The organism is Agrobacterium sp. MCAB5, assembly GCF_052114365.1.
Taxonomy (GTDB): Bacteria; Pseudomonadota; Alphaproteobacteria; order Rhizobiales; family Rhizobiaceae; genus Agrobacterium; species Agrobacterium tumefaciens.
This window is the reverse complement of sequence record NZ_JBFREP010000003.1, coordinates 438,289-463,934: the sequence shown is the minus strand read 5'-3', so window position 1 is coordinate 463,934 and position 25,646 is coordinate 438,289. Positions and strand designations below refer to the sequence as shown.

General features: G+C 59.0%; 24 protein-coding genes. 12 read left to right on the top strand and 12 right to left on the bottom strand.

All coding sequences use genetic code 11. The features are described 5' to 3' along the window. Window positions 1–199: 199 nt before the first annotated feature. Together AB4Z23_RS09920 and AB4Z23_RS09915 are read right to left on the bottom strand one after the other, a co-directional pair. The gene (locus AB4Z23_RS09920) at window positions 200–979 is read right to left on the bottom strand and encodes an N-acetylmuramoyl-L-alanine amidase (RefSeq protein ID WP_038491639.1); all 780 of its coding nucleotides are present in this window, start codon (window positions 977–979) and stop codon (window positions 200–202) included. Continuing rightward, window positions 976–1,716, bottom strand: a complete 741-nt coding sequence (locus tag AB4Z23_RS09915) for a J domain-containing protein (RefSeq protein WP_013636520.1) — start codon at window positions 1,714–1,716, stop codon at window positions 976–978. Before AB4Z23_RS09915 ends, AB4Z23_RS09920 begins: the two co-directional genes overlap by 4 nt. A 316-nt stretch (window positions 1,717–2,032) precedes the next feature. Between AB4Z23_RS09915 and AB4Z23_RS09910 the strand changes: the two genes are divergently transcribed. The 7 genes from AB4Z23_RS09910 (at window position 2,033) to AB4Z23_RS09880 (ending at window position 9,788) form a co-directional block, all read left to right on the top strand. Next, window positions 2,033–3,244 carry a pyrophosphate--fructose-6-phosphate 1-phosphotransferase gene (locus AB4Z23_RS09910; RefSeq protein ID WP_003513264.1) on the top strand — a complete coding sequence of 404 codons (1,212 nt, stop codon included), beginning with the start codon at window positions 2,033–2,035 and terminating at the stop codon, window positions 3,242–3,244. A 51-nt stretch (window positions 3,245–3,295) separates the two neighbouring features. Then, window positions 3,296–3,931 (top strand): LysE family translocator, encoded by a 636-nt coding sequence (locus AB4Z23_RS09905; RefSeq protein WP_421477159.1) that lies wholly within the window; start codon window positions 3,296–3,298, stop codon window positions 3,929–3,931. Window positions 3,932–4,056: 125 nt separating this feature from the next. After that, a complete protein-coding gene (locus AB4Z23_RS09900) occupies window positions 4,057–5,136 on the top strand; it encodes a lytic transglycosylase domain-containing protein (protein WP_038491642.1) in 1,080 nt (359 codons plus the stop codon). 294 nt (window positions 5,137–5,430) lie between these two features. Then, a complete protein-coding gene (locus AB4Z23_RS09895) occupies window positions 5,431–6,681 on the top strand; it encodes a DUF3419 family protein (protein ID WP_065702344.1) in 1,251 nt (416 codons plus the stop codon). Continuing rightward, on the top strand, window positions 6,678–7,394 hold the full coding sequence (locus AB4Z23_RS09890) for a class I SAM-dependent methyltransferase (RefSeq protein ID WP_013636524.1): 717 nt from the start codon (window positions 6,678–6,680) through the stop codon (window positions 7,392–7,394). Before AB4Z23_RS09895 ends, AB4Z23_RS09890 begins: the two co-directional genes overlap by 4 nt. A 265-nt stretch (window positions 7,395–7,659) precedes the next feature. After that, window positions 7,660–8,439, top strand: coding sequence for a glycoside hydrolase family 25 protein (locus tag AB4Z23_RS09885; RefSeq protein WP_035251825.1), 780 nt, complete (start codon window positions 7,660–7,662; stop codon window positions 8,437–8,439). A 122-nt stretch (window positions 8,440–8,561) separates the two neighbouring features. Next, complete coding sequence (locus AB4Z23_RS09880) at window positions 8,562–9,788, top strand: lytic murein transglycosylase (protein WP_003513276.1); 1,227 nt, start codon at window positions 8,562–8,564, stop codon at window positions 9,786–9,788. Window positions 9,789–10,252: 464 nt separating this feature from the next. Here the strand turns inward: AB4Z23_RS09880 and metF are convergent, their stop codons facing one another. From metF to ettA, 3 genes are all read right to left on the bottom strand, one after another. Beyond that, a complete protein-coding gene (gene metF, locus AB4Z23_RS09875; RefSeq protein WP_013636527.1) occupies window positions 10,253–11,158 on the bottom strand; it encodes a methylenetetrahydrofolate reductase [NAD(P)H] in 906 nt (301 codons plus the stop codon). 1 nt (window position 11,159) lies between these two features. Then, window positions 11,160–12,173, bottom strand: coding sequence for an ArsR/SmtB family transcription factor (locus AB4Z23_RS09870; RefSeq protein ID WP_019565268.1), 1,014 nt, complete (start codon window positions 12,171–12,173; stop codon window positions 11,160–11,162). Between the two features lie 163 nt (window positions 12,174–12,336). After that, window positions 12,337–13,986, bottom strand: a complete 1,650-nt coding sequence (ettA, locus tag AB4Z23_RS09865) for an energy-dependent translational throttle protein EttA (RefSeq protein ID WP_003513287.1) — start codon at window positions 13,984–13,986, stop codon at window positions 12,337–12,339. Between the two features lie 127 nt (window positions 13,987–14,113). Between ettA and AB4Z23_RS09860 the strand changes: the two genes are divergently transcribed. The 4 genes from AB4Z23_RS09860 to AB4Z23_RS09845 all read left to right on the top strand — a co-directional run bounded on the left by AB4Z23_RS09860 (window position 14,114) and on the right by AB4Z23_RS09845 (window position 18,872). After that, a complete protein-coding gene (locus tag AB4Z23_RS09860; RefSeq protein WP_421477242.1) occupies window positions 14,114–15,085 on the top strand; it encodes an alpha/beta fold hydrolase in 972 nt (323 codons plus the stop codon). A gap of 100 nt (window positions 15,086–15,185) precedes the next feature. Beyond that, the gene (locus tag AB4Z23_RS09855; RefSeq protein ID WP_003513290.1) at window positions 15,186–16,388 is read left to right on the top strand and encodes a CaiB/BaiF CoA transferase family protein; all 1,203 of its coding nucleotides are present in this window, start codon (window positions 15,186–15,188) and stop codon (window positions 16,386–16,388) included. Beyond that, a complete protein-coding gene (locus AB4Z23_RS09850; RefSeq protein ID WP_065659179.1) occupies window positions 16,385–18,052 on the top strand; it encodes a thiamine pyrophosphate-binding protein in 1,668 nt (555 codons plus the stop codon). The genes AB4Z23_RS09855 and AB4Z23_RS09850 overlap by 4 nt, the downstream gene beginning before the upstream one ends. Before the next feature lie 67 nt (window positions 18,053–18,119). Beyond that, a complete protein-coding gene (locus AB4Z23_RS09845; RefSeq protein WP_441360075.1) occupies window positions 18,120–18,872 on the top strand; it encodes a HugZ family pyridoxamine 5'-phosphate oxidase in 753 nt (250 codons plus the stop codon). A 222-nt stretch (window positions 18,873–19,094) separates the two neighbouring features. On the opposite strand, the gene AB4Z23_RS09840 is transcribed toward AB4Z23_RS09845, so the two are convergent. The 3 genes from AB4Z23_RS09840 to AB4Z23_RS09830 form a co-directional block, all read right to left on the bottom strand. Continuing rightward, complete coding sequence (locus AB4Z23_RS09840; protein ID WP_003513295.1) at window positions 19,095–19,436, bottom strand: RidA family protein; 342 nt, start codon at window positions 19,434–19,436, stop codon at window positions 19,095–19,097. Between the two features lie 49 nt (window positions 19,437–19,485). Next, window positions 19,486–19,824 carry a TIGR01244 family sulfur transferase gene (locus AB4Z23_RS09835; RefSeq protein WP_003513297.1) on the bottom strand — a complete coding sequence of 113 codons (339 nt, stop codon included), beginning with the start codon at window positions 19,822–19,824 and terminating at the stop codon, window positions 19,486–19,488. Between the two features lie 142 nt (window positions 19,825–19,966). Further along, on the bottom strand, window positions 19,967–20,800 hold the full coding sequence (locus AB4Z23_RS09830; protein ID WP_441360074.1) for an aldose 1-epimerase family protein: 834 nt from the start codon (window positions 20,798–20,800) through the stop codon (window positions 19,967–19,969). Between the two features lie 156 nt (window positions 20,801–20,956). Between AB4Z23_RS09830 and AB4Z23_RS09825 the strand changes: the two genes are divergently transcribed. Then, window positions 20,957–22,348 carry a L,D-transpeptidase family protein gene (locus tag AB4Z23_RS09825; RefSeq protein WP_035198627.1) on the top strand — a complete coding sequence of 464 codons (1,392 nt, stop codon included), beginning with the start codon at window positions 20,957–20,959 and terminating at the stop codon, window positions 22,346–22,348. Window positions 22,349–22,418: 70 nt separating this feature from the next. Here the strand turns inward: AB4Z23_RS09825 and AB4Z23_RS09820 are convergent, their stop codons facing one another. The 4 genes from AB4Z23_RS09820 to AB4Z23_RS09805 form a co-directional block, all read right to left on the bottom strand. Next, entirely contained in the window at window positions 22,419–23,624 is a 1,206-nt protein-coding gene (locus AB4Z23_RS09820) for an MFS transporter (protein WP_035198628.1), read from the bottom strand. Window positions 23,625–23,670: 46 nt separating this feature from the next. Next, on the bottom strand, window positions 23,671–24,318 hold the full coding sequence (locus tag AB4Z23_RS09815; RefSeq protein ID WP_210248663.1) for a TetR/AcrR family transcriptional regulator: 648 nt from the start codon (window positions 24,316–24,318) through the stop codon (window positions 23,671–23,673). Between the two features lie 59 nt (window positions 24,319–24,377). After that, window positions 24,378–25,094 (bottom strand): ParA family protein, encoded by a 717-nt coding sequence (locus tag AB4Z23_RS09810; protein WP_025594072.1) that lies wholly within the window; start codon window positions 25,092–25,094, stop codon window positions 24,378–24,380. Window positions 25,095–25,255: 161 nt separating this feature from the next. Continuing rightward, window positions 25,256–25,639 (bottom strand): hypothetical protein, encoded by a 384-nt coding sequence (locus tag AB4Z23_RS09805; protein WP_112496394.1) that lies wholly within the window; start codon window positions 25,637–25,639, stop codon window positions 25,256–25,258. Between the last annotated feature and the right edge of the window lie 7 nt (window positions 25,640–25,646).

Here is a 25,646-nt window from a genome sequence, read left to right as displayed (position 1 = left end):
AAACGTCCAGCGCGCGGAAAGTCGATTACGACCTTCTACCGTCCAGTCTCCTTGATTGATATTGACGGCAAGCTCCCCTGAAGAACAGCACCGCGTCCACAGCGGCTCTTAGACTTCCTCAATGCGGATTAACTGTGGCACAACAAAAAAATCGACTTGCGCGACCGGGAAACGGGGAAGGCTTTTCCAGAAACGGCGTTCAAACGGCCGAAAATTTCGGAAGGCTGGCAATCAGCCGATGCAGCGTGTCGATCGTGGAAAAATCCGCGATACCATCCACCAGCGCCGGGCGGAAATGCCGCTGAAAGGCGGCCACGGCACCTTCTGTTTTTTCGCAATATGCGCCTGTTATTTCAACGCCATATCCGTAAATGGATAGCATGGACTGGAGCGCTTCCACCGGCTGGCCGTGATCGCCGCGCTGAAAAAAACGTCCGCCGCGAATCGGCGCAGGCTCCACCCAATGACCGACACCGTGCCGCGACAGGATGTCCCATGGGAATTTTTCACCCGGATCAACCTTGCGGATCGGCGCCACATCGGAATGCGCAAGCACCCTTTCAGGGGCGATAGACCACCGCTGGCCGCAATCGCGACACAATTCGATGACGGCAGCTACCTGTTTTTCCGGAAATTCCGGCAGGCCGCCCGGATGGCCCTGATTGGCGATTTCAATCCCGATGGAGCGGGAATTGATGTCCGCCTCCCCCGCCCAGCTGCTTTTGCCCGCATGCCAGGCGCGGCGTGTTTCCGCAACAAGCTGCATGACACGCCCGTCTTCAAAAACGAAATAGTGGCTGGAGACCTGGCTTTCGGGATTGCAGAGCCACGAAAGGGCGCCATCGGCGGTCGTCATGCCGGTATAGTGCAGGAGAATGATATCCGGGCCCGCCACGCCCTGTCTTTCGCCATGGTTGGGAGAAGGCGCAATGGTTGCGCCCCCGAAATCCGGGTTGAAATCCGGCAGAAATTCACTCATGCGACGCGGCGTTCTTTCTCGATGGCCTCATAGGCGGCATTGAGAGCCGCCATACGCTCATTCGCGGCAGCGTGCAATTCCATAGGCACACCGCGCGCGATGAGCTTGTCCGGGTGGTGCTCGGCAACCAGTGAACGGTAACGCTTGCGGATATCCAGAAAGTCGTCCGAGGGCGAAACGCCAAGCACACGATAGGGATCGCGCCCATCCATATGAACGTGCCGTGCCATGATCGTTTCGAAATGATCTTCGGTAATATGGAAGATTTCCGCGATACGGCCGAGAAACGCCAGTTCCCGCTCGTGGATCAAGCCGTCTGCCTTGGCGATGTGGAACAGGCCATCGATGACGCTTTCCAGCATCTCGCAATTGTCATGGCCTGATCCGCAAAGACCGGCAAGACGCTCGGCATAGGCCTCGTATCCCGCAACGTCCTGGCGTGCGAGATTATAAAGGCGGGCAACGTTTCTGGCCTCTTCTTCAGGAAAATCGAAAATCTGCCGGAAGGCGCGCACTTCGGCATCGTTCACGACACCATCGGCCTTTGCCATCTTTGCCGACAGCGCGATAATGGCCACGGAAAAGGAAACCTTGCGGCGGGTCTCCGGATCTCCCTCGAAAAGGGTGCGGATCGCCTCCACCACGCGACCGAGCGTGCTGCCTGCCGCGTCACCGATCGCGCCGAGCAGCCGTTCCCACAGGGATGAAATATGCAAACAGGCGAAATCGAACATCATGACGCCAAGCATGACGGCATATCGCCGTGAATGCAATATGCGCGGCGCCGCTGCGGCATTAACTTTTATTCATTTTTGCGACAGTTTTTCTTCAGGAGCAAGGGGGCGGCAAACGGGAGAGCAACGGTTTTCCACAGACGGCGAAGCCTGGTGCAAGGTTGGAGGCGATTGAAACGATTATATTCGGCTTCTTTGCCCAAGCTGCTGAAAAGCCGCGAGAAATCGGCATTTTTCGTGATAAATTCACTTTACACCTACACGTGGCTGTCGCATCCATTTGCCAGACATATCTTTCTATCCAAGCAAAGGAGCCACAATGGCCAAACAGAAAGTCGCAATGCTGACCGCGGGTGGCCTTGCTCCCTGTCTCTCTTCAGCCGTTGGCGGCCTGATCGAGCGTTATAGCGACGTCGCGCCTGATATTGACATTGTGGCCTATCGTTCCGGCTATCAGGGCGTGCTTCTGGGCGACCGGATCGAGATCAACAAGGACATGCGCGAAAAGGCGCATCTGCTGCACCGTTATGGCGGATCGCCGATCGGCAACAGCCGCGTAAAGCTCACCAACGCTGCCGATTGTGCCAAGCGCGGGCTGGTGAAAGAGGGTGAAAATCCGCTGCGCGTTGCCGCCGAACGGCTGGCTGCCGACGGCATCACCATTCTCCACACCATTGGCGGCGACGACACCAACACGACGGCCGCCGACCTTGCCGCCTATCTCGGCGCCAACGGTTACGATCTGACCGTCGTCGGGCTGCCGAAGACCGTGGATAACGACGTGGTTCCGATCAGGCAGTCGCTCGGCGCATGGACCGCGGCCGAAGTGGGCGCTTCCTTCTTCGACAATGTCAGCAACGAGCAAAGTGCTGCGCCGAAGACCTTTGTCATCCACGAAGTCATGGGCCGCCATTGCGGCTGGCTGACGGCTGCGACCGCCCGCGCCTACATCCAGAAGACCAACGGCAATGAATATGTCGAAGGCCTGATGATGAACACGCAGATGAAGAACATAGACGGCATCTACCTGCCGGAAATGGCGTTTGACATCGAAGCGGAAGCCGAACGGCTGAAGGCGATCATGGACAAACACGGCTACGTCACGTTGTTCGTTTCCGAAGGTGCGGGGCTCGATTCCATCGTTGCCGAACGCGAAGCCGCCGGTGAGGCCGTCAAGCGCGATGCCTTCGGCCATGTGAAGATCGACACCATCAATGTCGGCGGCTGGTTCCAGAAGCAATTCGCCGGCCTCATCGGCGCCGAACGCTCCATGGTCCAGAAATCCGGTTACTTCGCCCGCTCCGCTCCCGCCAATGGCGACGATCTGCGCCTCATCCAGGGCATGGTCGATCTTGCCGTCGAAAGCGCGCTGAACAAGGTCTCGGGCGTCACCGGCCACGACGAAGACCAAAAGGGTAAATTGCGGACCATCGAGTTTCCGCGTATCAAGGGCGGAAAGCATTTCGACCTGTCTGCAAAATGGTTTACCGAAGTGATGGAACACGTCGGTCAACCGTTCACAGCGGCCTAATTTTACGATAGGCTGGAGAAAGCGGCGACAGGGAGGGCAAGGAGGAAGAGAATGTCTGGACAGGCGTGGCTGGTTTTTTGTGCAGCATGTGCCGTTGTGTTCGCACTTCCCTCTCCCCTTGTATTCTCTGTCGCCTCCTATGCCGCTATCCGCGGCAGAAAAACGGTGTTTGCCTCTATCACTGGCGGCGCGCTTGGCATCGTCACAGCCATGACGATATCTGCGATTCCAGCGGCTGGCCTTGCCTATCTGCCGCATGCCTTTGTGGAAATCGTTCAGTGGACGGGTATCGGCTGGCTGATTCTTTTCCTGTTATGGAACTTTGCCACCCCCGCCGCCCAGGCAGCCAATGCAGACAATGACAATCTGCCCGGCAAATCATCCAGCGGCATTTTCCGTGATTGCTACGCCATTGCAGCGTTGCGTCCGCGCTATTTCATGTTCTTCCTGGCACTGTTGCCGCAATTCGTTTCCACCTCCGGCAATGCGGTCGAAACGCTGGCCGTAGCGCAGGCCGCAATCCTGTTGCTGGCACTTGGCATTCTGGCAGCGCAGGCACTCTTTGCCGGCTCCACGCTGGCACTGGTGCGCCGCATGTCCGGCAACAAAAAAATCCGGCCGAAATACCGCACTCACTTCATTTCTGGCCGTGCCGTCAGCGCCGGATACCGCCGCATCGCCGCCTGAAAAACCGCGATGCCACGTCCCGGCTTGCCGCTATCCTTACAATAGGTTAATGAAGGCTCGACGGGACACTGCCTGCTTCGCTCGACGCGGGGGTATCGACAGACAGGCATAACGAAGGCGGCAACATGCGAAATTCGGCAAAATTCCGCGGAAGAAGCGCACTTCTTCTGTCTTCCACGGTGGGCCTTGCACTGGCTTTGGCCGGATGCACGAGCGTCGAATATGCCGCAAAGGAAGGGCCGAACGGCCCGAAAATAGCCGCAGTCAACCAAACCGCACCGGCACAAGCCTCCGCACAGTCGGAAACGGCTGGTACCCCGGCTGATGCCGCCGCACCGGCAGCACATGCCACTGACGTGGCAGCCTCTTCCCAGCCCGAATCGCTTCCAACCGTCGCCGCCGTCAAGGGTGGCCGCGTGGCGCTGCCGCCGGCAGCCGAAATTGCAGCGGCAGTGGCAAGCCCAACCCAGATGCAGCCGCAGCAACAACAGACAGAGGTCGCGCAGGCAACGGTAACGACAGCCGCGCCGACGACGGCTGCGGCACTTGCACCGCACGCCGCAACGCCGGCAGCCGCAGCGATCGAAACCGCAAGTGCCGCCGCGAAACCGGCGGCCCACAACTCTGCCGCCGACCTGCCGCAGGTGGTTGCCGTCAAGGGCAGCTTCCCGCCCGCACCGCCGCCGCCCGGAACGCCGTCGATCGGTACCGAACTGACCGCGGAACGCAAAGTCATTCCCCTGCCGAAGCCGGACAGCACGGTTCTGGCCTATGCAGCCGGCCCGACCAACGCCGCCCTTGCCGCTATCCGGCAGAACGAAACGATGACGGCGCCGTACAAATCCGCGCCGGCCGGACGTGAAAAGCTGAGCGGGCTTATTTCGAAATACGCTGTCATGTATAATGTGCCTGAAGATCTGGTGCATCGCGTGGTGCAGCGTGAAAGCAGATACAATCCCGGCGCCTATAATGGCGGCCACTTCGGCCTGATGCAGATCAAGCACGCCACGGCCCGCTCCATGGGCTTTGATGGCCCCGCCTCTGGCCTGTTCGACGCCGAAACCAACCTCAAATATGCCGTCAAATATCTGAGCGGCGCCTGGCTTGTTGCCGACAACAACCGGGACAATGCTGTCAGGCTTTATGCACGCGGTTATTATTACGATGCCAAGCGCAAGGGCATGCTGCACGTTCTGCGCAAGTAAGCCTTTGAGCAGCACCGGGACTGCAATGCAGCAAAGCAGCTTTTCTTAAAAACGTCGAGCACGTCACTTTTGTCATCCTCGGGCTTGTCCCTGGGATCTGCAAGCTTTTGATTTTACGATATGTGGTTGGATCCTCTGTACAAGCCCGAGGATGACGTCGCATCCAAATCTAAGCTTGAGACCTGAGTTGGTTTCACACCGCCTTTTCGATTCGTTACGTCGGCCCACAACCCCTGTCATCAAACTGTAGCGTCGTGACTGTAGACGCCTCTCAATCTATTGAGAGGTGAACATATGACGAGTGCGGCACCCAAGACCGGCTTCAGCAAGAATACGAAACTGAAGTCCGCATTGCTCCAGCACAAGGCGCTCTCGAAAAGCGGTTTTTCCGAACGGTTCTTCGGGGTTCTCTTTTCCGGTCTGGTTTATCCGCAAATCTGGGAAGACCCGGAAATCGATATGGAAGCGATGGAGCTTGCTGAAGGCCACCGCATCGTCACCATCGGCTCGGGCGGCTGCAACATGCTGGCCTACCTCTCCCGCAACCCTGCCAGCATCGATGTGGTGGATCTTAACCCGCATCACATCGCCCTCAACAAACTGAAGCTTGCCGCCTTCCGCCATCTCCCGGCCCATCAGGATGTGGTTCGCCAGTTCGGCCGCGCCAATACGCGCAGCAATAGTCACGGCTACGACCGATTCATCGCCGACCATCTCGACGACACGACCAAGGCCTACTGGTCGAAACGCACCCTATCCGGCCGTCGCCGCATCTCGGTATTCGACAGGAACATATACCGCACCGGTCTGCTCGGCCGTTTCATCGGCGCCGGCCACCTTATGGCGCGCCTGCACGGCGTCAAGCTGACCGAAATGGCCAATAGCCGCACGCTGGATGAACAGCGTCGGTTCTTCGACAGCAAGGTCGCACCGCTGTTCGACAAGCCGGTGGTGCGCTGGCTGACCAAGCGAAAAAGTTCGCTGTTCGGCCTTGGCATTCCGCCCCGCCAATATGACGAGCTGGCAAGCCTTTCCAACGACGGCACGGTCGCCTCCGTCCTCAAGGAGCGGCTGGAAAAGCTTGCCTGCAACTTTCCGCTCAGCGACAATTATTTCGCTTGGCAGGCCTTCGCGCGCCGTTATCCCGAGCCGCATGAGGGTGCCCTGCCCGCTTATCTCAAGCGGGAATATTACGAGACGATCCGCGACAACACCGCCCGCGTTGCCGTGCACCACGCCACCTATACCGAGCTGCTTTCCAAAAAGCCGGCAAACGGCGTCGATCGCTACATTCTGCTCGATGCGCAGGACTGGATGACGGACGTGCAGCTCAACGAATTGTGGTCGCAGATCAGCCGCACCGCCGCTCCCGGCGCCCGCGTCATCTTCCGCACCGCCGCCGAAAAGAGCGTGATTGAAGGCCGTCTCTCGGCCGATATACGCAACCAGTGGATCTATCTAGAGGAACGCTCCAATGAGCTCAACGCCATGGACCGTTCGGCTATCTATGGCGGCTTCCATATCTATCAGAGGGCTCTGGCATGAAAACCATCGGCGAGAATGTCGGCCTTGCGGATGAGGCGCATGCGAGCCTGATGGACCGCATGTATCGCCACCAGCGGCATATCTACGATATTACCCGCAAATATTACCTTCTGGGCCGCGACAGGACCATTTCCGGCCTCGACGTGCCCAAGGGTGGCACGCTGCTTGAAGTCGGCTGCGGTACCGGCCGCAACCTGCTGCTGGCCAGCCGCAAGTTTCCGGAAGCAAGACTGTTCGGTCTCGATATCTCCGCCGAAATGCTGCTGACCGCATCCGAGAATTTTACCGGAAAGACGGAACGCCCCGTTCTGCGCGTGGCCGACGCCACCGCTTTCCGCGCCGCAGAATTCGGTCAGCCGGACGGTTTCGACCGAGTCATGATCCCCTATGCGCTTTCGATGATACCGGACTGGGAAAAGGCGATCGAACAGGCGCTGACAGCTCTCAAGCCCGGCGGCTCGCTGCACATCGTCGATTTCGGCCAGCAGGAACAGTTGCCCAAGTGGTTCCGCGCACTTTTGCAGGCATGGCTCACCCGCTTCCACGTCACGCCCCGCGCCAATCTCCGTTACGTTCTGGCCAACATGGCAGGCCGTTTTGACGGTAATCTCGAATTCGAGGAGATTGCCCGGGGTTACGCTTGGCGGGCCATCATCACGCTTCCGGTCGCCGAAGTGCAGCCAAAAGTCAGCCGCATTCTGGCAGACGCCTGATCTTCAAGGGTTACGGCGCCTCGCCTCTGCAAATGCGGGCGAGACGCTGCCAGCCGACGGTCCTACAAGTATACGCCAGTGAGGTGCTCAGGCATTTCGCTCGCCTGAAAGACCGCAAATCTCTTGGAATTCAGCGACTTGCGAGCCGAAAAAAGGCCACTGCCTCTTGCCATAACGGCTTGTTTACCATGTTATGGGTAAATCGGGAGATGCGGCGCGCCATTTTGCGGCCGTGGATGGGCAACAATAATTCATCAGGGTTCCAATGCGGCTGCGTCTATCGGCACTTTTGTCGGCTATGTTGTTGATCGGCGGCTGTACGTCCACGAGCTATGACTTGCTTGAAACCGCGTCTGTTTCCAAGCCGAAATTCTCCGATACCGACCCGCAGGATTTTGGCACGAACAACCCGCATCGCCACGAGGTGCATGGTATCGACGTGTCCAAATGGAATGGCGACGTCGACTGGCGGACCGTTCGCAAATCCGGCGTTTCCTTCGTCTTCATCAAGGCCACCGAAGGCTCAGACCGCATCGATCCGAAATTCAGCGACCATTGGCGCAGTGCGGCGGCGGCAGATATCCTGCACGCGCCATACCATTTCTATTATTTCTGCTCGACGGCGGACGCTCAGGCCGACTGGTTCATCAGCAACGTGCCAAAGGAAGCCGTCACCCTGCCACCGGTTCTCGATGTGGAATGGAACCCCTCCTCCCCCACCTGCAAGACGCGCCCGGCTCCTGGCATCGTCCGTGCCGAGATGCAGCGTTTCCTCGACCGCCTCGAGGCCCACTACGGCAAGCGCCCGATCATCTACACCTCGGTCGACTTCCACCGCGACAACCTCGTTGGCCAGTTCAAGAATTACCATTTCTGGGTGCGCTCCGTCGCCGCGCATCCCGCCAAGATTTACGAAGACCGGCAGTGGGCCTTCTGGCAATATACGGCCACCGGCGTCGTGCCCGGCGTCAACGGCCCGACCGACATCAATGTCTTCGCCGGAAGTGAGAAAAACTGGCGGAAATGGATCGCTTCGGCCAAATAATACGGCCAAGAAGCAACACATTCGAAAAATCGGCGTTCTTCTGCACCGGCAGATCGCTGGACCCGTTTTTTTGTCGCAAACATGTGGGTAAAGCGGGCTAACAACCTATCGAGGAAATTCCCATGCCCACTTTTCGGTCGCGCAGCATCATTTTTGCCGCCGCTCTGTCGCTTCTCTCCACCGGCTCCGCCCTTGCCACACCGCCTGTGGCCTCGCCTGACGATCCAAAGCAGGTTGCCTGCGGCGGTGATCTCGGCGCATTTCTCGAGGGCGTGAAGGCTGAGGCCGCTGCCAAGGGTGTTCCGGCGGCTGCCATCGAAAAGGCGCTAGCCGGCGCGCAGATAGACCCCAAAGTGCTTTCACGTGACCGCGCACAGGGCGTCTTCCGCCAGACCTTCCTCGAATTTTCCCAGCGCACCGTCAGCCAGGCCCGTCTCGATATCGGCCGCAAGAAGCTGCAGGAGCTGTCATCGACCTTTGCCCGTGCCGAGAACGAATTCGGCATACCGGCTGGCGTCATTGCCGCTTTCTGGGCCATGGAGACCGATTTCGGTGCTGTCCAGGGCGATTTCAACACCCGTAACGCGCTGGTGACCCTCTCGCATGATTGCCGCCGCCCGGAACTCTTCCGTCCGCAATTGCTGGCCCTCATCGAAATGGTCCAGCACGGCGATCTCGACCCCACGTCCAACACGGGTGCATGGGCCGGTGAAATCGGCCAGGTACAGATGCTGCCCAAGGACATCATCGCCTTCGGCATCGATGGTGATGGCGATGGCCATGTCAACGTCAAGAGCAGCGCACCGGATGCGATCCTCACGGCGGCGAAATTCATCCAGCACCTCGGTTTCAAGAAGGGCGAACCCTGGATGCAGGAAGTTTCCGTACCGGAAAACCTTCCCTGGGAGAAATCCGGCCTCGGCGGTTCGCTCACCGCCGGTGACTGGTTTACCCTCGGCGTGACCCCGCGCGATGGTAACAAAAATTTCGCCTCGCTGCCCGCAGCCCTCATCATGCCGCAGGGCCGCAAGGGACCGACCTTCCTCACCTATCCCAACTTCAACATCTATCTGGAATGGAACCAGTCGTTCATCTACACGACCTCGGCTGCCTATTTCGCCAACCGTCTGATGGGCGCCCCTGTCTATAACAAGGGCAATCCCGATCCGGGCTTCGATGACGCGACGATGAAAGAGTTGCAGACCAAGCTTGAAGCGCGCGGCCACGATGTTGGCAAGGTGGACGGAATTCTCGGTTCCGGCACCCGCGTCGCCATCCAGAAGGAACAGCAGCGTCTCGGAATCCCTGCGGATGGATGGCCGACCCAGGCACTTCTCCAGGCGCTTTAACCTGTGTTAATCGCACCTTCGGGCCTTTAATCTATCGGCCGGAATCAAGGCTTAAACTGTTAATCTCGACCGGATGACTGGGGATAACACCCCGGTCATTTACTTTTTTTAAAGATATGAAGCACTGCGTGATGAGAAAATAATCTTTTATTTTCAACGAATTACAGAAGTTACTTTTTAAGCGGCCACAAAGCATGCTGCACCGCATCACAGAAACCGCTTTTCAAGTGCCACAAAACGGTCATATTATCGAACCTGTCAACAACAGGAGGCACCCATGGGACTTACAAAATCTCTCAATGCCTTGGCAGTCGGTTTGGCGTTTTTGTTCGTAGCGATGATGCTTTTCATCTGACGAGACGTGAAGACCAAACGCAGAAAAGAACCGTAGATGACACGAGTTTGAAAAGCGCAGGTCCTGTCGGGCCTGCGCTTTTTTCCTGTCGTAAATGGGATATCTGAAATCAGGCGGCGCTGCGGCGCAAACGCTCAAGACCGAGGTTCTCAAGCACCGCATCGACCAGCGGCGCACGGTTCATGGTGTAGAGATGGAACTCGTTGACACCGCGCCGTTGAAGATCGGCGATCTGCTCGGCAGCAACTTCCGCCGCAACGCGGGCGCGTCCCTCGAGATCGTCATCATAACCTGCAAAACGCTCATCCAGAAAACTGGGCACACTGGTACCGCAGCGGCCGGCGAAACGCTTGAGCTGGGTCAGATTCTGGATCGGCATGATACCCGGAACGACCGGAATGGTGATGCCCGCAGCCGTAACCCGCTCCATGTAGCGCTCGAACACGTCATTATCGAAGAAGAACTGCGTCAGCGCCCGCGTTGCGCCATTGTCCGCCTTGCGCTTCAGCATATCGATATCGACCGCATCGCTGGCGCTCTCCGGGTGCTTTTCGGGATAGGCAGAAACGGAAACCTCGAAATCGCTGATATCGCGTAGCCCCTTCACCAGGGCGGCAGCATTCTCGTAACCTTGCGGATGCGGCCTGTAATCCGTGCCGATACCGGTCGACGGATCGCCGCGCAGCGCCACGAAATGGCGAACGCCAGCATTGCGAAACTCTTCAACGACCTGATGCACGTCGTCACGGCTGGCATCAACGCAGGTCAGGTGCGCGGCGGTCGGCAGATGACTGTCACCGATCATCCGGCGCACCGCATCCAGCGTCGGCGCCTTGGTGGAACCGCCCGCGCCATAGGTGACGGAGACGAAATCCGGATCCCATTTCTTCAGCTCGGCAACCGTTTCCCAGAGCTGGTTCTCCATCTCGGGGTTCTTGGGCGGGAAAAACTCGAAAGATAACCGGATATCCCCCCGGATTTCGCCATTGTGGCGCGCGGTTTCCGACCTCAACATATCATGCCCTCCCGGCAGCAAGTAAAACGGCCTCTTGCACCACATCGTCTGCCATCAGCAGCCGCTGGTCGCGGGCAACCCATATCGTGACGTCCAAGGATTCATCGGACGCCCGTTCAGAATGAAGATCGACGGCACGGTCGAGCACGAGCCCGGCCTTTTTCAGCCATTCATCCATAAGCGGATGCGAAAAGCCGAGCCGCACATGCGCATGCTCGTCGCGAAGATGCTCGAAGGAATGGGGTGCAAGATCGATGACGATCAGCCGGCCACCGGGACGCAGCATGCGGGCGGCTTCGGAAAGCGCTATCTCCGGCTGGTCGAGAAAATGCAGAACCTGATGGATGACGATCAGATCGAAATCCTGGCCTTCCAGCGGCAGGTTGAGAATATCGCCATGGCGAACGGATGCATTGACCACGCCTGCCTTGTCCAGATTTGAGCGCGCCACCGACAACATGTCGCGGCTGGCATCGACACCGATTGCCCGGCGATAGATACCGCTCAGAAGCTGGAGGATGCGGCCCGTGCCAGTACCGAGATCGAGCAGCGAGTCGATCGGAGTGGTTCCGACCAGCTTCAGCAATGCCCCTTCCACGGCCTCGTCGCTCACATGCAGGCGGCGCAGCTCGTCCCAGGCGGAGGCATTGCGGCTGAAATAATCCTGCGCCCGCTCCGCCCTTACCCGCTTGACGGTGGCAAGGCGTTCGCTGTCGCGCTGGAGAACGGCGTCAGAGGGCGATGCGGCGCCCAGCAGCTGCCTGATAACAACGGCGGGCTCTCCATCCTGCCGCAGGCGGAAATAGGCCCAGGCGCCTTCCTGATAGCGCTCGATCAACCCCTCTTCCGTCAAAAGCTTGAGATGACGGGAAATACGGGGCTGCGACTGGCCGAGAATTTCGGTGAGATCGGTGACGGTCAGATCGCCGGCCGCCAGAAGCGCCAGCAAGCGAAAGCGCGTCGGCTCGCCGGCCGCCTTCAAGAGATCCACCAATTTATCCAAACCGAACGCCACGTCTGCCGCACCTTGCAATCTAATCAACATATAAAGATATCTTTATGTCGGCGTCACGCGAGATGCAAGCGCAATTTGCCACGCTCTCCCCTTAAGCCCCATTTATTGCATCAAAAAAGGCCCGCTTTTGGGCGGGCCTTTCTGAAGTGATCCGAGAACAGGATTAGCGCGTCAGGCGCTTGTAGCTGACGCGGCCGGGCTTGATGCTTTCCGGGCCGAGACGACGGACCTTGTCCTTTTCATAGTCTTCGAAGTTGCCTTCGAACCATTCCACGTGGCTGTCACCCTCGAAGGCGAGGATGTGAGTGGCCAGACGGTCGAGGAACATGCGATCGTGGCTGATGATAACGGCGCAACCGGCGAAGGCTTCCAGCGCTTCTTCGAGCGCTGCCAGCGTTTCCGTATCAAGGTCGTTGGTCGGTTCGTCGAGCAGCAGCACGTTGCCGCCTGCCTTCAGCATCTTGGCAAGGTGAACGCGGTTACGCTGACCACCGGAGAGGTTGCCGACCTTCTGCTGCTGATCGCCGCCCTTGAAGTTGAAGGCGCCGCAATAAGCGCGGGAGTTCGTTTCGAACTTGCCGAGCTTGATGATGTCGTTGCCGCCGGAGATTTCCTCCCAGACGGTTTTGTCACCCGCCAGCGTATCGCGGCTCTGGTCGACGTAACCAAGGTGCACGGTCTCACCAATGGTCACCGAACCGCTATCGGGCTTTTCCTGACCGGTGATCATGCGAAACAGCGTGGTTTTACCCGCACCGTTTGGGCCGATGACGCCGACGATGCCGCCCGGAGGCAGCTTGAAGGTGAGGTTTTCGATCAGAACCCGGTCACCATAGGACTTTGTGAGGTTTTCCGCCTCGATAACGACGCGGCCCAGACGCTCTGCGACCGGAATGACGATCTGCGCGTCGCCGGGACGGCGATTTTCAGCGGCTTCCACCAGTTCGTCATAAGCGCGGATACGCGCCTTGGACTTCGTCTGGCGAGCCTTGGGGCTGGAAGCGATCCACTCCTGTTCGCGGCTGATGGCCTTCTGGCGCGAGGCGTCTTCGCGGGATTCCTGCTGCATGCGCTTGGCTTTTGCCTGCAGATAGGCGGAATAGTTGCCTTCGTAGGGAATACCACGGCCACGGTCGAGTTCGAGAATCCAGCCGGTGACGTTGTCGAGGAAGTAGCGATCGTGGGTGATCATCATCACGGCGCCGGGATAGTCGCGCAGGTGCTTTTCGAGCCAGGCGATGGTTTCGGCGTCAAGATGGTTGGTCGGTTCGTCGAGCAGCAGCAGGTCAGGCTGCGAAAGCAGCAGCTTGCAGAGCGCCACGCGACGACGCTCACCACCCGAAAGGCCGGTTACTGCCGAGTCGCCAGGCGGGCAACGCAGCGCATCCATGGCCATTTCGACCTGATTTTCCAGATCCCACAGGTTCTGGCTGTCAATGATGTCCTGAAGCTTTGCGCCCTCATCCGCCGTTTCGTCGGAATAGTTCATCATCAGCTCGTTGTAGCGGTCGACGATTGCCGTCTTGCTCGCCACACCTTCCATGACGTTTTCCATCACGGTCTTGTTTTCGTCGAGCTTCGGCTCCTGCTCGAGATAACCGAGCGTCGCACCCTCAGCGAGCCAGGCCTCACCGGTATATTCCTTGTCGAGACCGGCCATGATCTTCAAAACGGTCGACTTACCGGCACCGTTCGGACCGAGGATACCGATCTTGGCATCGGGATAGAAGGAGAGATGGACGTTCTCAAGAACCTTCTTCGCGCCATAGGACTTGTTCAGCCCGGCCATGTGATAGATGAATTGACGTGCCATTGTAGCGAATGCTCCACATCGGATTTTAAAGAGTACGTATCGGGAAATTTGCCGCTATGTAGGGTAAATAGGACCTTGGGGCAACCTCTGGCACGATTATGACCCCATGATTATGACAAGGGATACCATGGCAGGCACGGGCGAAAGCATGAATGAGACGACGGATGACTTGACGTTCAGCCGGATTGAGAGGCTCGACGCTCCATCAGGCGCATCCATCGCCTTTCGCCACCAGCCCTCTGCCCTTTCTCCGGCGCGCGGCGTGCTGATGATCTGCCACGGCCTGGTGGAGCACGCCGGCCGTTACCGCCGTTTTGCCGATGTCATGGCAAAGCAGGGTTTCGAGGTCTATGCCCACGATCATCGTGGCCATGGCCGCACAAAGGCTGCCGATGCGCCTCTCGGTCGCTTCGCCTGGAAGGACGGCGCCGAGAAGGTCGTTGCCGATGTCATGGCGATGCGCCGGATGGTCGGCGAAAGACATCCCGGCCTGCCGGTCATCCTGTTCGGCCATTCCATGGGCGGCCTCGTGGCGCTCAACACCGCCGTCAGCCATCCGGATGCCTTTGATGGTCTGTCCATCTGGAATTCCAACCTCAATCCCGGTGTCATGGGCCGTCTTGCACAGATCGTGCTGCGCCTTGAAAAGATGCTGAAAGGCTCTGATGTGCCGAGCGCCATCCTGCCCAAAGCAACCTTCCGTGCCTGGAATGCCAGAATGCCGGAAAAACGCACTCATGCGGATTGGCTGAGCCATGACAGGGTAGCGGTGGACGCTTATGTGGAGGATCCGCTTTGCCAGTTCGAGGCCAGCGTCTCCCTGTGGCAGGATGTCTTTGAATTGTCCTATCGTGCGCCGAGGCTCATCGAACGATTGCCGAAGACGCTGCCGATTTTGCTTGTCAGCGGCGATCAGGATGCCGCGACCAATGACGGCAAGGAGATCGTCTGGCTTGCCGAACGCTTCCGCGAAGCGGGTTTCGGCCATGTAGAGCACACGATCTATCGGGGCATGCGCCACGAAACCCTGAACGAGATCGGCTGGCAAGCCGTGGCTGCGGATTTCGCCGCCTGGTGCAGCCGCATCGTTGGCAACTGACGAGCCTTTGCCGAAACGGAATAAGTCCATGAGATAAAATCACATGCGGCAATGCGGAGAGACGTCTATAAACCGGCAAGCAGAAACCACCGGGGGACAAATGACCGAAACGCCGAACAGGAAACCGCCACTATCCGGCATTCGCGTCATCGAACTGGCGCGTGTTCTGGCCGGTCCCTGGGCGGGGCAGATGCTGGCCGATATGGGTGCGGATGTCATCAAGGTCGAGAACCCTGAAGGTGGAGACGATACCCGCGCATGGGGTCCGCCCTTTGTCGAAAGCGCAGATGGTGAAAACCTCTCCGCCGCCTATTACCATGCCACCAATCGCGGCAAACGCTCCATCGTCGCCGATCTCAAGACGGCGGAAGGCTGCGAACTGGTACGGCGGCTCGTGCGCACCGCCGATGTTGTCATCGAGAATTTCAAACGCGGCGGGCTTGCCAAATATGGCCTCGACTATGAGAGTCTCAGGGTTCTCAATCCGAAGCTGATCTACTGCTCCATCACCGGCTTCGGCCAGACCGGGCCCTATGCCGATTTCGCCGGATACGACTATATCGTGCAGGGCATGTCCGGCTTCATGTCGATCACCGGCGAACCCGACGGTCAGCCTATGAAGGCGGGCGTTGCCGTTGCCGATATCTTCACCGGCATCTATTCCGTGTCAGCGATTCAGGCCGCGCTGATCCACGCCATGCGGTCAGGTGAAGGCCAGCATATCGACATGGCGCTTCTGGACGTGCAGTCGGCCGTGCTCGCCAACCAGAATATGAATTACCTGATTTCCGGCAATGCCCCCGTCAGGCTCGGCAACGCCCATCCGAATATCTCACCCTACGAGGTCATGCCGACAGAGGATGGTTTTCTCATCCTGGCCGTCGGTAATGACGGCCAGTTCCGCCGTCTCTGCAAGATCCTCGGAATCGAGGCGACCGCCGATGACGAACGTTTCGCCACCAACAAGGCGCGCGTGGCGCATAAGGCAGAGGTGCGGCAGATCATTTCCACCGAAACGCTGAAATGGCAGAAGCGCGATCTTCTGACCGCTTGCGAGCAGAACGCCGTACCGGCCGGGCCAATCAACTCCATCGAGGAAATGTTCGCCGATCCACAGGTTCAGGCACGCGGCCTGCGTGTTGATCTCGAGGCGCAGGATGGCACCGTCATCCCCGGTGTGCGGACACCGATTATCATGTCACAGACGCCGCTGCGTTACGAACGCCCGAGCCCGAAGCTTGGCGAGCATCAGGCGCAAGTGCTGGCCGAACTGGAAAACATCGAAAGGACCACGACGCCATGAAAGCAACCGGAATGAAAAGAACAGGCGGACAACTGATCGTCGAAGCGCTGAAAGCCAATGGCGTCTCCCGCGTTTCCTGCGTTCCCGGTGAAAGCTATCTGGCGGTGCTGGACGCGCTCTATGAAAGCGGCATTGAAACCGTGGTCTGCCGCCAGGAAGGCGGCGCTGCCATGATGGCCGACACCTGGGGCAGGCTGACCGGCGAACCCGGCATCTGCATGGTAACGCGCGGTCCCGGCGCAACCAACGCCTCGGCCGGCCTGCATATCGCAAGGCAGGATTCCATTCCGATGATCCTGTTCATCGGCCAGGTACAGCGCGAAGCCCGCGAGCGTGAGGCGTTTCAGGAAGTGGAATATCGCCGCGCCTTTACCGAATTCGCCAAATGGGTGGGCGAGATCGACGATGCGCGCCGCATTCCGGAATTCGTCACCCGCGCCTTTGCCGTCGCCACCTCCGGCCGCCCCGGCCCCGTGGTGCTGACGTTACCCGAAGACATGCTGGTTGAAGAGGTTGAAGCCCCCGAGGCAAAGCCCTATACCCCGGTCGAAGCGCATCCCGGCCCGTCGCAGATCGCCGCTTTCTCAAAAATGCTGGGCGAGGCCAAGCGGCCAATCTTCATCATCGGCGGCACACGCTGGTCCGAAGAAAGCGTCGCAAGCTTCACGGCTTTTGCCGAAAGGAACAAACTGCCCGTCGGCTGCTCCTTCCGTCGCCAGATGCTGTTCGATCACTTGAGCCCATCTTACGCGGGCGATGTCGGCATCGGCATCAACCCGGCCCTGGCGAAGGAAATCAAGGAAGCCGACCTCGTGGTGCTGCTCGGCGGTCGCCTCTCGGAAATGCCTTCCTCCGGCTACACGCTGATCGACATTCCCTACCCGTCGCAGAAACTTGTCCACATCTACCCGGAAGCCGAAGAGCTTGGCCGCGTCTATCGCCCCGATCTCGCAATCTGCGCCTCACCGGATGATTTCGTCGCCGCCCTTTCTTCCGTAACGCTCCCCGATAACGCCGCCTGGGCGGACCGCACGGCCACCATGCATTCGGCTTACCTCACCTGGTCGACACCGCCGCAGACCGGTCCGGGCGCGGTGCAGATGGGTCCGATCATGGACTGGATCGAGGCCAACGTGCCGGATGATGCCATCTTCACCAATGGCGCGGGCAACTATGCCACCTGGGTACACCGCTTCCACCGCTTCCGCCGCTTCAACACTCAATCGGCGCCGACCTCCGGCTCGATGGGGTACGGCCTGCCGGCGGCTGTCGCCGCCAAGCACCTGTTTCCCGAGCGCGAGGTGATCTGCTTTGCCGGTGATGGCTGCTTCATGATGCATGGGCAGGAATTCATCACCGCCGTGCGGTATGGACTGCCTATTATCACCGTGCTGGTCAATAACGGCACCTATGGCACGATCCGCATGCATCAGGAGCGGGAATATCCCGGCCGCGTCAGCGGCACCGATCTCGTCAACCCGGATTTCGCGGCCTTCGCCAAGGCCTATGGTGGCCACGGCGAAACGGTCGAAAAAACGCAAGACTTCGCCGCCGCCTTCGAACGCGCCCGGGCAAGCGGCAAGCCCGCCATCATCGAGGTGAAGCTGGATGCCGAAGCGATCACGCCAACCCGCACGCTGACCCAGATCAGAAGCCGGACCTGATATTGCGCATGGACATGGCTCCGGCATGGTGTAAATCCTGACTAGAACATACAGGTTAGGAAACGACATGCCGGATGCAGCCCCTCCCGTCATCACCCCACGTGGCGCAAAGATCGAACCTTCGGCTGGTGCGCCATTCGAGGCCGTGCGCGTGGCACGCGATGTCCTGCACACATCCCGCACTGCGGCGCTCGCGACCGTCGACCCGGTCAGCGGTTATCCCTATACGACCGCCACCAATATCGGGATCGAGCCGGATGGTACGCCGTTCTTCTTCGCGGCGGGCCTGACGCTGCATGCCCGAAACATGGAGGCCGACCCGCGTATCTCGTTGACACTTGCCCCCTTCGGCAAGGGTGACGCGCTTACGCTGGCCCGGCTGACACTGGTAGGCAAGGCGGAACTGATCGATCCGGAAGAAGTGCCGCTTGCCAGACAGCGCTACATCGACCGCTATCCCAAGGCAAAACTCTACCTCTCTCTTCCCGATACAAGGCTCTACCGGCTGCGGACAGAGGGCGTGCAGATCAATGGTGGCCCTGCCCGCAACGCCAGCAACATCACACCTGCCGATCTGCGCAGTGACCTTTCCGGCGCGGAACAGCTGATGGCTGCGGCAGCAGACGAGGCCGCGCGCCTCAACGCCATCAAGGGCGAGGCATCACGGCTGGCCGCTCTTGCGGGTGCGAAAACCGCACGCTGGAAAATCACTTCCATAGACCCTGATGGTATCGACCTCGCCTCAGCCAACGACCTGGCACGGCTGTGGTTTGCAGAACGGGTGAAGACGTTGAAGCAGCTTGAGAAGGCGCTTGCTTAGCTTCTGAAATGAAGGGCGCAAGCGATTCACAAACCTGAGACAATCGCCTCTCCTCCGTCATGCTCGGGCCTGTTCCGAGCATCTGCTACCTATCAATTTGCGATACGTGATTGGATCCTCGGGGCAAGCCCGAGGATGACAAAACGAGCGTTTCGAATTTTCCCAACAAAAAAGGCCGGGCTGCATTCCGCAACCCGGCCTTTCTCAAAATCAAACCGTTACTCAGAGAGCAGCGGTAACGATGAACTCAACCTTGTAGTCCGGAGTAGCAAGCGCCGCTTCGCTGGTGGCGCGGGCCGGCGGGTTTGCCGGGTCGATCCAGCCTTCCCAGACGGCGTTCATTTCGCCGAAGGTGGACATGTCGGAGAGGTAGATGATGGTCTGCAGGATCTTCGACTTGTCTGAACCGGCAGCGGCCAGCAGACGATCGACTTCAGCCAGCGCCGACTTGCTCTGATCGGTCACGGACACGCCCTCACCGACCTGGCCGGCCAGATAAACGGTGTTGCCGTGGATGACGGCGCCGCTCATGCGCTTGCCCGGTTCGATACGCTTGATGGTCATGGAAAACTCCTGTTGATTGGCTTTAGAAAATCGAATTATCCGCGGAAAATCAGCCGCGCAGGTGGTGGGTCTTTTCGTAGATCGCGGTCGAGCGCGCGCCGGAACGGCAATAGCCGAGCATCGGGCGCTGCAATTCGTCAAGCGCATCCACCATGCCGGTAACCGCATCCGCATCGACGCCGTAGCGGCCAACCGGTACATGCACGATGGTCAGGCCAAGCTGTTCGGCACGCTCGGCAATATCGGCGAAAAGCGGCTGGCCTTCTTCTTCGCCGTCAGGGCGGTGGCAGACGATCGACTTGAAGCCGAGCGCCTTGACCTCGTCGAGATCGGCAACGCTGATCTGTCCCGTGACCGAATATTCGTCGTCTATGCGCCTGATATCCATAATAATGCCTCCGCTTAAACCGGCGCCTTGGCGCCGCTGGCACGCTGTCGCCACTGTCTGAAATCCGCATCCGATGTAAGGGCTCAAAACTCTTGCGTCAATGATGCGGCGCCTTCATTCGGTACACCATTCAGTCGCCTATTCAGAGGATGGAAAAGCGAAGACCATAGGAGCGGCTTTCGCCCGGCTGCAGCATATTGAACTCGCCGGCGGCCTCAAGCTCGCCGCGCCCCACCCAGCGGTGCGAAACCGGTTCGATGCCAAGCACATTGGCCGGATCCTTCTGGTTCCGCCACATCTGCAGATGGGGCAACGTCTCCGTGCCGAAACGTACTTTCAGCGTCTTGCCGCCAATTGCGGCAATCGGACCGAGCGCAATTTCCGCCCATTCGTCCTGACCGGCGGGTACACAGAACACCGTGCCTGGCTCCTCGCCAAAGCGCCAGCCATGACCACCGCCATCGAGCATGGCACCTTCCAGCCGAACGGCCTCGTCAAACAGCCGCGCGCCGACATTCATGTGGTACATCAGAAAGACCGGGATCGGCCGCGAACTCGTATTGACGATCCGGTCATCGAGGCTCACTTCGCCGCTTTCGCCATCGATGCGCCATGTCCGCTCGAGAAGGGCCGTGCCGCCATCGGCAAGGCTCACGGGAACCTCGGCACGCGCCAATGCATTGGACTCATGAACGTCGAAGGCAACTATCTTGGCGGGATGCGCGGAGAAGGACCCATGCAAAGGATATCGACGCCCCTCGCCCTCACCGCCGATCGGTTCGGGATGGCGGATATGATCGGGACCGCAGGTGAACAGAAAGCCTTCCAGCGAATGGTCGATGCGCGGATCGCCATCATCTGGAATGGCACGGCCGGGCGCGATGTCGATACCATCGACAACACAGGCGCCAATATCGAAAACGGAGGTTTCATCGAGGAAAATGCGTGGCGATTTGCCGGCCTGAAACGAACGCAAGACAACCTCCCTGTGGCAGTAAAAGCGCAATAATCACGGAAACGCTACTAACCGTGACGTAAATTAAGATTGCTTTAACCGTGAATTCACCTTTTTCACAATAGGGTCAAGATTACGGTGTGTTTATCGGTGAACGAAGTAAGGGATAGCAGAATCGTGAAACAGTTTGTTAACGCAGCTCTGGGTCTGGCGATTGCCTTGGCGGCGGTTTGCGCGCCTCTACAGGCTGGCGCGCAGCAGCGTTATGGCTATCAGGAACAGCCGGTTCTGGTGACGCCGGATGGCCGTGTTCTCGATTTCGTGCCCCAACGTGGCGACATCGTCATCAGTCGCGACAATATGGGCCGCACGGTATTTTATGACCGGTACGGCAATCTGCTGGCCACTGAAATGCCGTCAGGCTATCAGCAGCGGCAACAGGTACAGCAACGCGACACCACCTATTATCCCCCGGCCCCCGGCGGTGAATATCGTGAGCCGCAGCGCGATTACGGTTATCAGGATAATGGAAGCGTGCGCGATTACCGCGAATATCGCGGCAATGGTTCCGGCGACGATGTCTATACCGGCTCGGTTCCCGGCCCGGGCGCTGTCGAAAGCGCGCCGCTCAACCAGCCGATGCCCGAAGAAAGCACCACGGCTGCCGTTCCGCAGCCGCAGCACCTGATCGAGCGCCACACGCCCGTCACCACACCGGTCAACAGGTCTCGCCAGGAGATCGTGGCACTTCAGACCTTCCTCGACCGCGAAGGCATCTCGCCCGGCGTGATCGATGGCAAGATGGGCGACAACGTCAACAAGGCGATTGCCGCCTGGCAGGACATGACCGGCGAAAAGCTCGACCCGAACAATTCCGAGGACATTCTCGAGCGTCTGCGCGCCTCCGGCGGCATGCCGATCGTCGATTATACGATCACCGCAGCCGATGCAGCCGGCCCCTATGTCGCCTCCATTCCGGATGACTATGCCGAGAAGTCGCAGCTACCCGCCCTCTCCTTCACCTCCACGTCGGAGGCGTTGGCCGAACGCTTCCACATGGACGAGACCTATCTGAAAGAACTGAACCCCGGCATCGATTTCTCCGTGCCCGGCACCATCATCAAGGTCGTCAATCCCGGGGAACCCAAAAAGGGACAGGTGGCCCGCATCGTCGCGCATAAGGGCATCAAGCAGGTCTTCGCTTACGGAGAGGATGGCGCTCTGATCGCCGCTTATCCCGCCACCATCGGTTCTACCGACACGCCTTCGCCAAGCGGCACGCACACGGTCGAGCGCATTGCGCTTAATCCGGGTTACACCTACAATCCGAAGATCAACTTCAGGCAGGGCCAGAACGACAAGATCCTGCAAATTCCGCCCGGTCCAAACGGCCCAGTTGGCACGGTCTGGATTGCCCTTTCCAAACCGACCTACGGTATCCACGGCACGCCGGAACCCTCGAAGATCGGCAAGACCAACAGCCACGGCTGTATCCGCCTCACCAACTGGGATGCGACGGAGCTGGCAAAAATGGTCCGCCCCGGCGTCGTGGTGGAATTCGCGGAATAGGTTTGACCGCGAAGACGAATTGCAAAAGCCCGGCGGATGTCATTCCGCCGGGCTTTTTCGTTGATGAATGTTATCCGCGCTTTTCAGTCAGGAAGTAAAGCAGCGCTGCCGCTGGTAGAGCAAAGCCGACCCAGGACGCAGCACCCCATTCCCCGACGGAATAGGCCCAGCCGCCGACGGCAGAGCCAATCGCACCGCCCATGAAAAATGTCGCCATGTAGACGCCGTTCAGACGGCTGCGGAATTCCGCCCCGAGCGTGAAGATGGCGCGCTGACCGAGCACCAGATTGGTGGTGACGCCGAAATCGAGAACGATGGCGGAGACCACGAGAATGCCAAGTGCCAGATGCGATCCTTCCGGCGCAAGATGCGTGACGGCGAATGACAGCGCCGCTGCCACCATCGCGGCAAAAGTAGCGGCATAGGTCCAGCCCCGGTCAGCCATGCGCCCCGCAATCGGAGCGGCGACGGTGCCTGCTGCACCGGCAAGGGCAAACAGCGCAATCTGGCCCTGGCTGAGATTGAAATGCGGCCCGCTCAGATAAAGCGGCGTCGTTGTCCAAAACAGGCTGAAGGCAGCAAACAGGAAGGCGTGATAGATCGCCCGCCGCCGCAGGATAGGCGTATGGGCGGCAAGCCTGCCCATGGAGGCCATCAACGCCCCATAACCCAGCCTTGCCTCAGGCACACGAACGGGCAAAAGGCGATAGAGCACAACGGCGAGAATTGCCATGACGCCAGCCGACGTCAGGAACACACCGCGCCAGGAGACCACTTCCGACAGGAGGCTGGAGACCGGGCGCGCCAGCATGATACCCGCCATCAATCCGCTCATGACATTGCCGACTACCCGCCCTCGAACAGCGTGCGGCGCCATGTGCGCCGCATAGGGAACGATAACCTGCACCGCGACCGAACTGATACCGACCAGAAAGGCCGCAATCAGAAAAGGTGCCGCATGCGGGGCAAAAGCCGCCGCTAGGAGCGCAAGCACCGCCATCGAAACGGTGCTGACGACCAGCCTGCGATTCTCGACCAGATCGCCAAGCGGCACGACGAACAGCAGGCCGACGCCGTAGCCGATCTGCGTCAGGGTCACGATCAGACCGGTTGCGCCGGCAGACAGGCCAAGCTCCGCCCCGATGATGCCGGCAAGGGGCTGGCCATAATAAAGATTAGCCGCAATCAGTCCGCAGGCGGTAGCCAGTAGAAAAGTCAGGGCCGGGGAAATGGATGTTTCGTAAACATCCTCCCCTTCAACTACACGCGTCGTCATCATTTTCTCCAATATGGAAACGAATGTTTCCTAAATAACCACAAAATCATTCGGCAAGTTTCAGGGCGATATCCACCACGGCCGTCATCTCTTCCAAACTGCGCCCGGTCTTTCCCACCACCCGCATGCCGTACATCATGCACAACATCGCTCTGGCGAGATCATCGGGATCAGTCTTCGACTGCACGGAACCATCCCTCTGCCCCTCAGCCACCAGCCGGGCAACGATCCGCTCCCTCGCCTTCACCGCCCGCTCGACCACGACAGCGATATCGTCGTCCAGTGCGGCGAGATCGGCGGCAGCGCCAACCACGAGGCATCCATCCGAACCGGTGGCACCGTGCGACCGTTCCGCATAAAACATCAGGCCGGCTCGCAAACGCTCGTAACCGGTATCAAAACCGGCAACGGCGGCTTCAAACCGCTTCGTCTGCAAGGTCCTGTAGCGCTCCATCGTCGCGATGAAGATGGATTTCTTGTCCTTGAAAGCCTTGTAGAGACTGCCCTGCGCCAGTTCCATCGCATCGGTAAGATCACCGACAGAGGTGGCGTGATACCCGCGCCTAGAAAAAACACGGATTGCTCCATCAAGCGCGCGGTCGATATCGAACTCGCGCGGCCTGCCGCGATGGCGTTGTTCCGGGGAATTGGTGTGGCTGGTATCGGTCATGATCGCAATATAGGAAATGATCATTTCCAAATCAAGCAAAAATAATGCCCGCACCTCCAGCAGTCCGGGCATTGGCAGTGTTTTCAAGCCGCCTTGCGGGTGAAAAAGCGCGCGGGTTGCGTACCGAACCGCGATAGACGTTTCGGCAAAAGGCCTAGCACCTCGCTCGCGAATGCTTTCGCATTCTCCACGGCCTTGTCGATATTGCTGACCTTGTCCTTGTCGAGACAGAGAAGCGTTCCGCCATAATCGAAGATATCGCGATAAGCCGCTCTTTCGACAATGGGCGTATTCAGAACCGAAACGTTTTTCTCGGCCAGCAGCATTTTGACGAGCAGCAGCGAGCGGGTCGCCACCATGGCGTTGACCCGCGTCAGCACGATGGAGTGGGCGATCGCCTTGCCCATCTTGCGGTTCAGGAATTCGATATGGTCAAGAACCTCCGCAGCCCCACGCGCATCCATAGCGCAGCCCTGCACCGGTATCAGCACATGGTCGGAAATACCAAGCGCCATGGTCAGAAGCGGGTTTTTCGCTCCCGGCAGATCGATGATGAAACAGTCGGTATTGGCATTGTTTTCGCGGATATGCCCCTCGAGAGACGCCATCGTCAAATGCGAAATTACCGAGAGATTTTCGATCTCGCCTGATAATTCGTGCCAGCGGGAAATCCACAATTGCGGATCGGCATCCAGAACCGTCACACGGTGGCCGCTGCGGGCAAGTTCGGTTGCCAGAAGCAATACGGCAGTTGTTTTTCCCGCGCCGCCCTTGGTGTTGGCAAAAGTAATGACAGGCATGATATCCCCTGATGATCAGAGCCGTTTCATGCTCATTCATGCACCGAACCAATCATGGTGCTTTCCATAACCTTAACGAACATGGTTAAGAAAAGACTAAGATCGTTTGTGTGGACAACAAAAAGCCCGCGATAAATCGCGGGCTTTTGCCATCTGATTGATCACCCCAGCTTTCGGCAGGAACCCACATCGTCCGCGCGCAGGCGGCCGGCTTTTAGATCCTCGTACTTCGGCAAGTTCAGGGAACTGCCCAGCCTTTTCTCAACGGTTGCACGATCAAGCGTAATCATGCGTCCGGCGCTGGTGAAGGACACCATGCCTTTCTTTCCAGAATACGCCATAGTCGCGCGCATTTCACAGAAATAGCGGTCTGAACCCCTGGACAAATTCCATCCCCGGATTCCCGCCTTATTGCTCGACAGAGCTCCGACTTTGTAACCTTGACCGGAAAGTTCCCTGAAAGAAGCGGCCTGCGCCACAAGGGGCAGGCTTAGAAACGCCACTGCGAGCAATGGCGAAAAAACTGAAAATCTCATGGCTGCCATAACTACC

Bases quoted from the DNA above. Each gene is read 5' to 3' on its own strand.
- AB4Z23_RS09910 (WP_003513264.1), top strand. From the start codon at position 2,033: ATGGCCAAACAGAAAGTCGCAATGCTGACCGCGGGTGGCCTTGCTCCC.
- AB4Z23_RS09820 (WP_035198628.1), bottom strand. From the start codon at position 23,624: ATGACGACGCGTGTAGTTGAAGGGGAGGATGTTTACGAAACATCCATT.
- AB4Z23_RS09850 (WP_065659179.1), top strand. From the start codon at position 16,385: ATGAAAGCAACCGGAATGAAAAGAACAGGCGGACAACTGATCGTCGAA.
- AB4Z23_RS09905 (WP_421477159.1), top strand. From the start codon at position 3,296: ATGTCTGGACAGGCGTGGCTGGTTTTTTGTGCAGCATGTGCCGTTGTG.
- AB4Z23_RS09860 (WP_421477242.1), top strand. From the start codon at position 14,114: ATGGCAGGCACGGGCGAAAGCATGAATGAGACGACGGATGACTTGACG.
- AB4Z23_RS09890 (WP_013636524.1), top strand. From the start codon at position 6,678: ATGAAAACCATCGGCGAGAATGTCGGCCTTGCGGATGAGGCGCATGCG.
- AB4Z23_RS09840 (WP_003513295.1), bottom strand. From the start codon at position 19,436: ATGACCATCAAGCGTATCGAACCGGGCAAGCGCATGAGCGGCGCCGTC.
- AB4Z23_RS09885 (WP_035251825.1), top strand. From the start codon at position 7,660: ATGCGGCTGCGTCTATCGGCACTTTTGTCGGCTATGTTGTTGATCGGC.
- AB4Z23_RS09900 (WP_038491642.1), top strand. From the start codon at position 4,057: ATGCGAAATTCGGCAAAATTCCGCGGAAGAAGCGCACTTCTTCTGTCT.
- AB4Z23_RS09880 (WP_003513276.1), top strand. From the start codon at position 8,562: ATGCCCACTTTTCGGTCGCGCAGCATCATTTTTGCCGCCGCTCTGTCG.
- AB4Z23_RS09810 (WP_025594072.1), bottom strand. From the start codon at position 25,094: ATGCCTGTCATTACTTTTGCCAACACCAAGGGCGGCGCGGGAAAAACA.
- AB4Z23_RS09845 (WP_441360075.1), top strand. From the start codon at position 18,120: ATGCCGGATGCAGCCCCTCCCGTCATCACCCCACGTGGCGCAAAGATC.
- AB4Z23_RS09835 (WP_003513297.1), bottom strand. From the start codon at position 19,824: ATGGATATCAGGCGCATAGACGACGAATATTCGGTCACGGGACAGATC.
- AB4Z23_RS09895 (WP_065702344.1), top strand. From the start codon at position 5,431: ATGACGAGTGCGGCACCCAAGACCGGCTTCAGCAAGAATACGAAACTG.
- ettA (WP_003513287.1), bottom strand. From the start codon at position 13,986: ATGGCACGTCAATTCATCTATCACATGGCCGGGCTGAACAAGTCCTAT.
- metF (WP_013636527.1), bottom strand. From the start codon at position 11,158: ATGTTGAGGTCGGAAACCGCGCGCCACAATGGCGAAATCCGGGGGGAT.
- AB4Z23_RS09915 (WP_013636520.1), bottom strand. From the start codon at position 1,716: ATGATGTTCGATTTCGCCTGTTTGCATATTTCATCCCTGTGGGAACGG.
- AB4Z23_RS09815 (WP_210248663.1), bottom strand. From the start codon at position 24,318: ATGATCATTTCCTATATTGCGATCATGACCGATACCAGCCACACCAAT.
- AB4Z23_RS09805 (WP_112496394.1), bottom strand. From the start codon at position 25,639: ATGGCAGCCATGAGATTTTCAGTTTTTTCGCCATTGCTCGCAGTGGCG.
- AB4Z23_RS09920 (WP_038491639.1), bottom strand. From the start codon at position 979: ATGAGTGAATTTCTGCCGGATTTCAACCCGGATTTCGGGGGCGCAACC.
- AB4Z23_RS09855 (WP_003513290.1), top strand. From the start codon at position 15,186: ATGACCGAAACGCCGAACAGGAAACCGCCACTATCCGGCATTCGCGTC.